Annotated in this window: 13 protein-coding genes and 1 pseudogene; 4 read left to right on the top strand and 10 right to left on the bottom strand. The window is 26.9% G+C overall.

The genetic code is table 11. The annotated features are described in order from the left end of the window. Positions 1 to 339 (bottom strand): holo-ACP synthase (gene acpS / locus WC168_RS07985; RefSeq protein WP_372618571.1); only part of this gene is annotated, 339 nt, incomplete at its 3' end. Positions 340 to 368: 29 nt separating this feature from the next. On the opposite strand from acpS, the gene WC168_RS07980 reads away from it, so the two are divergent. Together WC168_RS07980 and panC are read left to right on the top strand one after the other, a co-directional pair. Further along, the gene (locus tag WC168_RS07980) at positions 369 to 1328 is read left to right on the top strand and encodes an ABC transporter permease (protein WP_279133249.1); all 960 of its coding nucleotides are present in this window, start codon (positions 369 to 371) and stop codon (positions 1326 to 1328) included. Between the two features lie 21 nt (positions 1329 to 1349). Then, positions 1350 to 2168: a pantoate--beta-alanine ligase gene (gene panC / locus WC168_RS07975; RefSeq protein ID WP_372618570.1), complete on the top strand. Its 819-nt coding sequence runs from the start codon at positions 1350 to 1352 to the stop codon at positions 2166 to 2168. 39 nt (positions 2169 to 2207) lie between these two features. Here the strand turns inward: panC and WC168_RS07970 are convergent, their stop codons facing one another. Further along, positions 2208 to 2420 (bottom strand): META domain-containing protein, encoded by a 213-nt coding sequence (locus tag WC168_RS07970; RefSeq protein WP_066409558.1) that lies wholly within the window; start codon positions 2418 to 2420, stop codon positions 2208 to 2210. 77 nt (positions 2421 to 2497) lie between these two features. Here WC168_RS07970 and rimO point away from each other — a divergent pair, with 77 nt between their 5' ends. After that, positions 2498 to 3838: a 30S ribosomal protein S12 methylthiotransferase RimO gene (gene rimO / locus WC168_RS07965; RefSeq protein WP_372618569.1), complete on the top strand. Its 1341-nt coding sequence runs from the start codon at positions 2498 to 2500 to the stop codon at positions 3836 to 3838. Then, positions 3835 to 4815, top strand: coding sequence for a tRNA lysidine(34) synthetase TilS (tilS, locus tag WC168_RS07960; RefSeq protein ID WP_372618568.1), 981 nt, complete (start codon positions 3835 to 3837; stop codon positions 4813 to 4815). Before rimO ends, tilS begins: the two co-directional genes overlap by 4 nt. Here tilS and WC168_RS07955 read toward each other — a convergent pair. The 8 genes and pseudogenes from WC168_RS07955 to WC168_RS07920 form a co-directional block, all read right to left on the bottom strand. Then, a complete protein-coding gene (locus WC168_RS07955; protein ID WP_066356265.1) occupies positions 4804 to 5073 on the bottom strand; it encodes a hypothetical protein in 270 nt (89 codons plus the stop codon). The genes tilS and WC168_RS07955 overlap by 12 nt on opposite strands. Beyond that, on the bottom strand, positions 5049 to 5405 hold the full coding sequence (gene fliS / locus WC168_RS07950; protein WP_066162934.1) for a flagellar export chaperone FliS: 357 nt from the start codon (positions 5403 to 5405) through the stop codon (positions 5049 to 5051). The genes WC168_RS07955 and fliS overlap by 25 nt, the downstream gene beginning before the upstream one ends. Before the next feature lie 75 nt (positions 5406 to 5480). After that, on the bottom strand, positions 5481 to 6818 hold the full coding sequence (fliD, locus tag WC168_RS07945; protein ID WP_372618566.1) for a flagellar filament capping protein FliD: 1338 nt from the start codon (positions 6816 to 6818) through the stop codon (positions 5481 to 5483). A 20-nt stretch (positions 6819 to 6838) separates the two neighbouring features. Then, positions 6839 to 8752, bottom strand: a complete 1914-nt coding sequence (locus WC168_RS07940; protein WP_372618564.1) for a flagellar basal body rod C-terminal domain-containing protein — start codon at positions 8750 to 8752, stop codon at positions 6839 to 6841. Between the two features lie 51 nt (positions 8753 to 8803). Beyond that, the gene (locus WC168_RS07935) at positions 8804 to 9511 is read right to left on the bottom strand and encodes a flagellar basal body L-ring protein FlgH (protein ID WP_115588017.1); all 708 of its coding nucleotides are present in this window, start codon (positions 9509 to 9511) and stop codon (positions 8804 to 8806) included. Next, complete coding sequence (locus WC168_RS07930) at positions 9508 to 9942, bottom strand: hypothetical protein (RefSeq protein ID WP_066162941.1); 435 nt, start codon at positions 9940 to 9942, stop codon at positions 9508 to 9510. Before WC168_RS07930 ends, WC168_RS07935 begins: the two co-directional genes overlap by 4 nt. Before the next feature lie 3 nt (positions 9943 to 9945). Further along, positions 9946 to 10473, bottom strand: a complete 528-nt coding sequence (gene fliL, locus WC168_RS07925; RefSeq protein ID WP_372618562.1) for a flagellar basal body-associated protein FliL — start codon at positions 10471 to 10473, stop codon at positions 9946 to 9948. Between the two features lies 1 nt (position 10474). After that, positions 10475 to 10671: pseudogene (locus WC168_RS07920) on the bottom strand (hypothetical protein); the annotation flags it as partial.

The following is a 10671-nucleotide window of genomic DNA, read 5'->3' as shown; positions in this document are numbered from 1 at the left end:
ATTTACTACAACTGCTATTGCAAAACCACCATCGTGAGTGACACTCAAAGATGATTTTTTTATCTTAAATTTTTTTCTTAAATCTTTACTATACTTTATCTTTGGAGCACCATTTTCATCTTTTTTAATTTTTATATCATAAAATGAACAAATCTCTCCAATTCCAGTACCAATAGCTTTACTAGCAGCCTCTTTTGCAGCCCAAAAACCAGCTGCATTTTGAGGAGATTTTACAAGTTTTTTTTCATCTTCACATAAAAATCTATCATAAAACTTATCACCAAACTTTTCGTACATCTTTTTTATTCTATCAATACTAACTATATCAATACCTATCATTTAATCCTATCTTTTGTATAATCTATGTTATGAATCTATTTTTAAAAAAATTATTATACATTATTATTATGCTATTTATTATTAGCCTAATCTCATTTATTGCAATAAATTTAGCTCCTAACTCATTTTTTGCAAGTGGTGAGCTAAATCCAAATATAACACCTGAAGCAATTGAAGAGTTGAAAAAAATTTATGGCTTGGATAAACCACTATATATTCAATTTTTTTCGTGGGTTTACTCAATTTTGCAACTAGATTTTGGAATATCTTTTTCAAGTGGATCTACTGTAAAAGATGAGATTTTAAGCAGAATTCCAATTACTTTAACAATAAACATAATCTCTATGATTTTAGTATTTTTAATAAGTTTATATCTTGGAATAAAAGCTGCTATGAAAAAAGAGTTAATTTTTGATAGGTTTACAAAACAGCTATCACTTTTAAGTTTTTCAATGCCATCTTTTTATTTAGCACTTATTTTAGTTTTAATTTTTTCTATACAATTTGAACTTTTTCCAATAGCTGGGCTTCATAGTGTACCAAATGATGGAAGTTTTAACTACTATTTAGATTTTGCTTGGCATTTAGTATTACCTATTTTTATAATAGTTTTTGGTGGAATTGGAAGTTTGATTTTATATATAAGAGCATTAACTATTGAAATTTTAAAAAGTGATTATATATTTTTTGCTAAAGCTAGAGGATTAGATAATAAAAAAATCTTAAGATACTATATTTTACCAAACTTATATCCACCTGTAATAACTCTTCTAGGGCTATCTCTTCCAGGAGTTATTGGTGGAAGTGTAATTTTAGAGACAATATTTTCAATAGATGGAATGGGATTGCTATTTTATCAAAGTGCTTTAAGCCATGATTATCCAGTAATTATGGGAATACTTATAATTGGAGCATTTCTAACACTTATTGGAAATATGATTGCTGATTTAGTATTATTAAAACTAAATCCAAACTACAATGAAAAATAAAATCATAAAAAGGAAATAGTATTGCAAATAGTTAAAACTGTTGAAGAGCTGAAAAATATTAGAAAAAATTTAAATGGAAAAATTGGATTTGTTCCAACAATGGGTGCTTTACACGATGGACATATCTCTTTAATAAAAAATGCAAGAGATAATAACGATATAGTTATAGTATCCATTTTTGTAAATCCTACACAATTTTTAAAAGGTGAAGATTTAGATAAATATCCAAGGAAAGAGGAAGCTGATATCAAAATTTGCCAAATGTGCAAAGTTGATTATCTTTTTATGCCAAATATAGAAACTATGTATGAAGATGATGAAGTTTTAATTAAAGCTCCACAAAATAGTTATGTCTTAGAAGGATTTACAAGACCTGGACATTTTGATGGGGTTTTACAAGTAGTATTAAAACTATTCAATTTAACTCAACCTACAAATGCATATTTTGGCAAAAAAGATGCTCAGCAATTAACACTAATTCAACAGATGGTAAAAAATCTATTCTTACCTATAAATATAGTTCCTTGCGATATTGTAAGAGAAAATAGTGGATTAGCTCTTAGTTCTAGAAATGTATATTTAACTCCTAAACAAAAAGAGGAAGCTCTTAAAATTTCAAAATCTATTTATATGGCTGGAAACTTAATTGCAAAAGGAGAGCGAGATTCTAAAATAATAAAAGATAAAATTTATGAAGTTTTAAATGGTCTTGATGTTGAATATGTAAAAGTTGTTGATAGAAATTTTAATGAAATAGAGATAATTGAACAATCAAATACAATTATTTTAGTAGTTGTAAGATTTGGAAGTATCAGACTTCTTGATAATATTTGGATGTGAGATTCAACAACAAACTAAAAGAGTAGTAGTTCTACTCTTTTATAAATTTTGTTCAGTTTCCATATTTTGACACATCATCATAGTACTTCCAACTTTACTAATATGTAATATATTTTTATCTAATTTATATCTAGCAAAAAAATTATTACAACCTAAATTACCAAAAACTTTTAAATCTCTATCAAATTTTATAAAAGCATCTTTTGAAGATTTATTTATATTACTCCTTATCTTAAAAATCTTATGATACAACTTTTTAACTTATTAATTTGTATAAATGCTCTTATATGTTAAAATCCAAAAAATTATAAAATATTGGATAAATATATATGAAATTTAGTGAAAAAAAACCTACAAAAAAGCTTCATATGGTAAGCCTTGGTTGTACAAAAAATCTTGTAGATAGTGAAGTAATGCTAGGTCGGCTTAGAGATTATGAAATAACAGATGATGCACAAAATGCCGATTTAATTATAGTAAATACATGTGGATTTATAGATAGTGCAAAAGAAGAGAGTTTAAATACAATTTTAAATCTACACGAAGATAGAAAAAAAGAGTCTGTTTTAGTTATGGCTGGATGTTTAAGCCAAAGATATCAAGGAGAACTTCAAAAAGAGTTACCTGAAATTGATATTTTTACAGGTGTTGGAGATTATGACAAAATTGATAAATTGGTAAATGAAAAAAGAAGTAGCTTTTCAAATGAGGTGTTTTTAGCAAGCGATGAGGATGAAAGAGTAATAACTGGATCATCTTTTCACGCTTTTGTAAAACTAAGCGAAGGTTGCAACCAAACATGTTCTTTTTGTGCAATTCCATCATTTAAAGGAAAACTTCACTCAAGAACTTTAGAATCACTTGTAAAAGAGGTAACAAATCTTGTTAAAAAAGGTTTTAAAGATTTCTCTTTTGTATCACAAGACTCATCATCATATTTAAGAGATTTAGGATTTAATGATGGATTAGAGCAGTTAATTGATGCAGTTGAAAAAATAGATGGTGTTAAAACAGCTAGAATCTTATATCTATATCCAAGTACAACTACTTTTAATCTAATTGATAAAATTGCAAGCTCAAAAGTTTTTGTAAACTACTTTGACATGCCTCTTCAACACATATCACAAAATATGTTAAAGATTATGAAAAGAGGAAAAGGTGCAGAAAAATTAAGAGAACTTATGGAGTATATGAAATCAAAACCAAACTCATTTGTAAGAACTACATTTATTGCTGGACATCCTGGAGAGAGTGAAGAAGATTTTGAAGAGCTTTGTGAGTTTGTTGAAAACTTTGGATTTGATAGATCAAATGTATTTTCATATTCAGATGAAGAAGGTACATCAGCAGAAACTAGAGATGATAAAATTGAACAAGAGTTAATAGATGAAAGAGCTGAAATTTTAGGAGAAATTATCTCTAATACAACTTTAAAATCTTTAAAAAATGATATTGGTAAAACTTTTGAAGTGTATATAAGTGGTGAAAGTGATGAACATGAATATCTACTAAGTGCTAGAAAAACTATTTGGGCTCCTGAAATTGATGGGGAAATATATATAAATGATAATGAAAATGAAGAGAAAATTGTATTTGGTGATATTTATGAAGTTTTAATAACTGATATAGCTGGTGATAAATTACTAGCTAAAATAATTAAAAAAGTATGAATTTAGATTTTTCAGAAATTAAAAGTAGTAAAAATCTTCTTGCATTTTCTGCAGGAGTTGATTCTACTGCACTTTTTTTTCTTCTTTTGAACTCAAATATACCTTTTGATATTGCTATTGTTGATTACAATATAAGAGAGCAATCAAAAGAGGAAGTTGCACACGCAAAAAACTTAGCAAAAAAGTTTAATAAAAAAATATATATAAAAGATATATTTTTAGAAAATTTATCAAATTTTGAAAAACAAGCAAGAGATGCAAGATACAATTTTTTTGAAGAGATTATTAAAAAAAACTCTTATGATTTTCTAATCACAGCTCATCAATTAAATGATAAATTTGAGTGGTTTTTGATGCAACTATCAAAGGGGGCTGGATTAATTGAACTTTTAGGAATGAATAAAATCGAAGATAAAGAATTTTATAAAATCTATAGACCTCTATTAAATTTCTCAAAAGATGAGTTAATATCTTATCTTGAAAATAAAAATATAAAATATTTTGTAGATGAATCAAATATAGATGAAAAATATAAAAGAAACTACTTTAGAAACAGTTTTTCAAACTCTTTTTTAAAAGAGTTCAAAGAGGGTGTAAAAAGTAGTTTTAACTTTTTACATAATGATTTAAACTCACTAAATATAGATTTTTATCCAATTAGAAAAATTGAAGAATTAGAAATTTTTAAAAACCAAAATGATGATAATTTAAATTTAAGAGTTATTGATAAATCTTTAAAAAAAAGAGGTATTTTAATATCATCTTTACAAAGAGAGGAGATAATAAAACAAAAAGAGCTTACAATAGCCCATAAAATAAATATTGCTATTACAGAAACCTCTATTTTTATAGCTCCAAAAATAAAAATAAATATGCCAAAAGATTTTAAAGAAAAATGTAGAGTTAAAAAGTTACCAAAAAATATTAGAGAGTATATTTTTATTAAAAATATAGATTTTAAAGATTTAGTTTTTTAAAAAATTTTTCATTTTTTTAAGATTATTCAAATCTTGTCTAGCTATCTCTTTTTGCTCTTTTAAAAAGTTAAGATTTACAAAAAAAAGCTCTTCAAATCTTTTTAAATCATCAAGCTTTAAATCTAAATCTTCTATTTTATTATTTGTAAAGTTATCTTGATACCAAGCTACTATAGCATCAGCTTTTTCATAAGAATCAAGTGAATTAATGTAGTTTAATTCACTCAAAAGTTTTAAAGACCAGTCTCTTCTTTCCATGCGTCAATCATTCCTTGAACAACTTTTATAACTTGATTGATTTTATTTATATTATCATCAACTCCAGCACTAAATAGCGTCTCTATTTGGTATAAATATAATCCATCTAAGTAGTAAGCAACCTCACCACCATCAAAATCAAGTACATTTCTAAGTTCATCAAAAATTGCAATAGATTTATTTATATATGTAAATTTTTTCTCAATATCACCATCATTTATAGCACTTTTTGCAAATGATAAATATTTTATTATTCCTTCATACAGCTTTAATACAAGTGCATATGGATCATCTGTTACAGCATTTTGTTGATTATATAATTCAATCCCCATAAATTTTAACTCCAGCTAACAATTTTTTTTGAGTATATTATATCTTTGCTTAAATAGAGGATGTTAAACTATCCTCTATTTTGAAGCAATTGATTGTTGTATCATCATTTTTAAACCTGAAAACGATGCTTCCATTTGATTTATAATAACTCCATAAGATGCAAACTGCTGTGCCATTGTTGCATATCTGCTATCAAGAGTTTTTTCAGCAGCCTCTTTATCTTTTTTAAGAGTCTCTTCTCTTGAAATCATATTTATTTCATAATCAATCAAACTTTTTTTAACACCACTAATACTAATTACCTCATCAATAGATGTTGCTATACCTTTTTTATCAGGAGTTCCTGCAAAAAGTGCTTCTAAATCAGCTGTTCCATTTTTTGTTGAATTTTCGAAATCTTTTTGATTAAAAAGTAGATTTCCATTTTTTTCATCAAGAGAGAATCCAAAACTAAATATTGAGCTTGAACCAGCTCCTGAACCAAATAGTTCATTTTTAATATTTGCTAATATATCTCTTAAGGCACCTTTGTTATCAATACTAGATTCACTACTATAAATCTCATTATCAATTGCAGCTCTTAAATCATTATATTTATCTGCAAAATCTTTCATTTGTGTAGCCAAAGATGAAGTATCATTCTCTATATTTATTGTTGAATCACCAGTTTCTTTTGTAGCTGTTATTTTTAATCCATCAATTGTAACTGTATTTGAACTAGATGAATAATCAACTCCATCTGCTCTAAGTTCCATATCTTGAGCTTTTAAAACATTGTTTTTAACATCATCATAACCAAAATGGCTTAAAGCTGCACCTGAACCTGTAAAATCTATCTTGCTTGCAAGACCTGTTTCACTACTTTTAATAGATATTCTAAATCCTCCAGCTGAATTTTCAACCAAAGAGGCTTGAACTCCGTCTATTTTATTAATCTCTTTTACCACATCACTATATGATTTACCATTTGTATCAATAGTTGAACCATTTATAGTTAAATTTCCTTGGTCAACTAAAGTATCTTTTGTTACTGTTGGTCCGTCAAACAAATCTGATTGCCAAACATCTTTTTGTGCTAATTCATCAACTTGAACTCTCATAGAACCATTTTTTAATAAATTTAAATCTGGAGCATCAAATATAACACCATCTCCCATTACACTTGCACTCTTTTGATTAAAAGCATTAACAGAAGTTGTTTGATTTAAAGAGAACAATTTAACGGCAGATAAAAGATCTTCAACTTTTGTAGATATATTTGTTATAGCTTCTCGCTCTAAATCAAATTTCTCTAATTTTTTTTCAATTGGTTCAACTGTTGCTTTTCTATCAACAGCTTTTAATTTTTCAAGCATATCATTATTTAATGCTCCTGCTTGTCCTTGTCCTAATCCTAAAATTCCTTCAGCCATTTTAAACTCCTTTTATTGGGTTATCTCTTCATACCAAGAAGAGTTTGTATCATACTATCAACTGCAGTAATTACTTGTGCATTTGCACTAAAAGAGGCTTGAAATCTCATTAAATCAAGCATCTGCTCATCACTATCAACCTTTACAACTTTGTTATAAGCTTCTCCTAAATTTTGAGCTATTGAATCTTGAACTTCAAAAGAGTAAGCAGCTTCTTCTTTGCTTGTTGATAATCCAACTTTTAACGTTCTATAAAACTCAACAAATGATGTAGAGTTATCATTATTTGGATCTTGAGCTCCACCATTAAAAGATATATCACTTTTCCATTGTAAAGTAGCAAGATAGTCAACATTTTGTTGATTTAGATAATTAACTTGGTTAGTGTTAAATTTTAAATCTTTTACACTGCTTCCACTAAATAGATTTAAGTTTATAATATCTCCACCATTTTGTGGAAATGGTGGATTATTATAAGCATCAGAAGCATCTTTACCATAAATATAATCTTCACTTCCAACTCTTATATATGCTGAATAAGTATCAGATAAAGTTTGCGCTATTGAGTCAAGTTTATCTAAATAACTTTGGAATTTATTATTTGGATTTGAACTTGCTAAATTTTCAATTTGAGCTTTCATACTTCCACTTTTTAACTCTAGTTTATCTTCATAAATAGTTAAAATTGTATCACTAACAGCATTTTGACTAGTTTTATCGTTATTATAAATTACCTCTCTAGCAGTTATATTAGCACCTGCTTTTCTCTCTACACTAAATCTTCCTTCAAACTCTCCTGCAAGTCCATCAATATTTGATTCAATCATTAGATAATTATCACTGTTTGGATACATTGGAACACTTTTTCCATTTTCATCTTTTACATATTCACCATTATATGCTGTTACTAGTTTACTCATATTTTCATCTTGATTTATCTTCACCATAAATGCTCTAGTTATATTATCATTTGTAACAACCATTGCAGTTGGAACACCGTTTGGATCACCATCCCAATTTCCTAAAATAGTTTCACCAATTCTAACACTAACTGAAAATTCATTATTTAACTTATAAGTTACAACATCATCTACACCATAAGGTGCTTTAGGAGTAAAATCAGAATTATATTTTAAAGAGTCATAAACAGTAGTTGAACCATCACTATTTTGTTTTATATAATTAAATCTATCTATTTGTTTTTCGTGAATATCGCTTACATTAATCTCTTTTTCAAATACATCATTACTAAGTGCTACAACTCCACCTATTTTTATCTCATAAAATCCAGAATCTCTACTTATATCTGCATCAACAAATTGTACTAATTTTGATTCAAGGTGATCTCTTTTGTCTAACAAATCATTCACAGAGCCTGAGTATTTTGATATTTTACTATTTATATCAGCTATCTCTTTTAAAATAGAATTTACCTCTTTAACATCTGTTTTTAACTCTTGCTTCTCAATTACAGCTTGTTTTTCAACACTTGAATATAAATTTTTTAAATCTTCAACAATTGCAACTCCTTGAGTCTGCATATGGTTTTTATAAACTTCAGAATTAGGATTTGTTCTTAAATTTTCAACAGATTGAAAATATTTATTCAAACTTATTGAAAATCCACTAGTATCTGTTTCAGTAAAGATTTTTTCTACTCCACCAAGCATATTAGATAATTTATCATAATAACTTACTTTTGTATTTTCATTTAAAAATTTATCATACATATATTGAGATGTTGTTCTACTTATTCCATCAAAACTAACACCTTGCCCTGTTAAATGAACTCCATTAATTCTAACTTCACTTAAATCAGCAACTCTTTTTTTATAACCAGGAGTATTTGCATTAGCTTGATTATTACCAACATTCTCAATACCATATTTTGAAGCATTAAGTCCAGATTGAGAAACATATAATGTTGAAAACATTTTTACTCCTTTAAATTAGCTTATTATCGCATTACATTTCTTAAAATTAGATTAAAATGGCCAAATTGCTCTTATAATTCTTGTTCCCCAAGGAGTCGTTAAAACATCTGCTTCTACACCATCTTTTTTGTATAAAAGCTTTAGATTTGCAACTTGTCCAGAGCTTATAGAGTTTTCAGGAGTTATATCATAAGGTCTTATAACTCCTGTTATTATTATCTCTTGTTTTTGACCATCAAGCAAAATCTCTTTTGTTCCTCTTATAAAATAATTTCCATTTTGATAAACCTCTTCTATGATTGCTGAAATATCTGTATCAAAATTCTCTTTTACTTCAGTTTTAACTTTTCCCTTATCACTATCATTACTTTGAGTACCAAAATTTACACCTAAATTTGCATTAAATTTATCAGTTGCACTTCCCACTGTTCCACCAAGAGTATTTCCACCCATTGCTGTAAACATTCCTCCACCAAAATCATTTTGTCTATTGCTTGTTAACTCTCTTTTATTATCACTTTTTTGTTGAAGACCTTCGCTTATCTTTACTTGAATAATATCTCCAATTTGTAAATCTTTTTTATCAGCAAATAGTGAACTTCCTTGAACTGAATATAAAGATCCCTTATTTCTTTTAGGTTTTGGATTCTCTCTTGCTACTTGAAGTTCAGGTTTTGTGAACTCTATTTCTGGTTTTGAAACAGCGCTACATGATAAAAATATAAAAGGAATAAATGCATATAAAAAATATTTAATCATTTAATTTTTCCTTTCAATATATTTTCTAAATCAATAACAACAACAATCTCTTTAAAACTTCTTTTTACTAAAGCAAAACTTCCATATCTTATTGTTATTGCATCTATATTTGTATTTGGTTTTAAAATGTAAACTAATTTATTTTTATATACTTTAATATCATCAATATATTTTTGCCCTATTAAATCAACTACTCTAGAACTCTCTTCTAGTATAATAAATTCAATTTCTGCTTTTTGCTTTTCTAATCTCTCTTTCTGTAATTGAAGCAAAATCTCTTGCTCTTCTTGAGCTTTTAACTCTTCATTTTTTAAAAGTAATTTATTATAAAAACCAAAACCAACAGCAAACAAAATAAATAAAAGAGAAATTAATACTACTTTTTTAATAAGTAACTCTATTTTTCTCTTTTTTTTAATTGCTAAAATCATATTTTATCTTATTATAAACTCTGTAAAAAATATATTGTTTACAATATTACCATTACTAGTTCTTGCATAATTCATAACACCATTTAATTCACTAACTAACTCATCTTTTAATATATTTTTTCCAGCAACAGTGAGTAACTCATCACTACTTCTTGAGCTTACTTGAGTTATTAAAATATCAGTAATTTCAGGAAGATGATTCTCAACTATTTGTTGAATAGTTGGCTCTGAACTTCTTATTGAAAAAGATAGTTTTAAAATTTTCTCTCTTCCTCTAGTATCTGTTAAATTTAATACTAATTCAGTTACATCTGCTTTGAATTTTGCATCAGAACCAACAGAAGATTTTACATTCTCAACTTTTTCTTGATTTTCAGGACTACTTATAGTTGAATTTGTTCCAATATTACTAAATAAAAAAAATGTTGCTACAGCTACTGCTACAATTAATAAAATTACAAAAGCAATAAGAATTATTATTAAACCTTTACCATCTGAAGATTTTTTAATTTCATCATTTTCTTCTGCCATACTACTCCCCTTTTATTTCATTTGTTTTAAAATTTTCTAACATAAAAGTCAAAATTGAAGCACTCTCTACGCTCAAAGACCTCATAATTACAGAAACATTTGACTCTTTTAATCTAATGATTATATCAAAAACTTCTTCAATTTTACCTTCTAATATCATCTGATCAAACACTAAAGCAGCTACTTTTGGTTTCATTT

The organism is Aliarcobacter sp., assembly GCF_041672065.1.
GTDB lineage: Bacteria > Campylobacterota > Campylobacteria > Campylobacterales > Arcobacteraceae > Aliarcobacter > Aliarcobacter skirrowii.
The sequence above is the reverse complement of the archived record's forward strand: the minus strand, read 5'-3'. Positions and strand labels throughout refer to the sequence as shown.

Bases quoted from the DNA above. Each gene is read 5' to 3' on its own strand.
- WC168_RS07980 (WP_279133249.1), top strand. From the start codon at position 369: ATGAATCTATTTTTAAAAAAATTATTATACATTATTATTATGCTATTT.
- WC168_RS07955 (WP_066356265.1), bottom strand. From the start codon at position 5,073: ATGGAAAGAAGAGACTGGTCTTTAAAACTTTTGAGTGAATTAAACTAC.
- rimO (WP_372618569.1), top strand. From the start codon at position 2,498: ATGAAATTTAGTGAAAAAAAACCTACAAAAAAGCTTCATATGGTAAGC.
- WC168_RS07935 (WP_115588017.1), bottom strand. From the start codon at position 9,511: ATGATTAAATATTTTTTATATGCATTTATTCCTTTTATATTTTTATCA.
- WC168_RS07940 (WP_372618564.1), bottom strand. From the start codon at position 8,752: ATGTTTTCAACATTATATGTTTCTCAATCTGGACTTAATGCTTCAAAA.
- fliD (WP_372618566.1), bottom strand. From the start codon at position 6,818: ATGGCTGAAGGAATTTTAGGATTAGGACAAGGACAAGCAGGAGCATTA.
- fliL (WP_372618562.1), bottom strand. From the start codon at position 10,473: ATGGCAGAAGAAAATGATGAAATTAAAAAATCTTCAGATGGTAAAGGT.
- WC168_RS07930 (WP_066162941.1), bottom strand. From the start codon at position 9,942: ATGATTTTAGCAATTAAAAAAAAGAGAAAAATAGAGTTACTTATTAAA.
- tilS (WP_372618568.1), top strand. From the start codon at position 3,835: ATGAATTTAGATTTTTCAGAAATTAAAAGTAGTAAAAATCTTCTTGCA.
- fliS (WP_066162934.1), bottom strand. From the start codon at position 5,405: ATGGGGATTGAATTATATAATCAACAAAATGCTGTAACAGATGATCCA.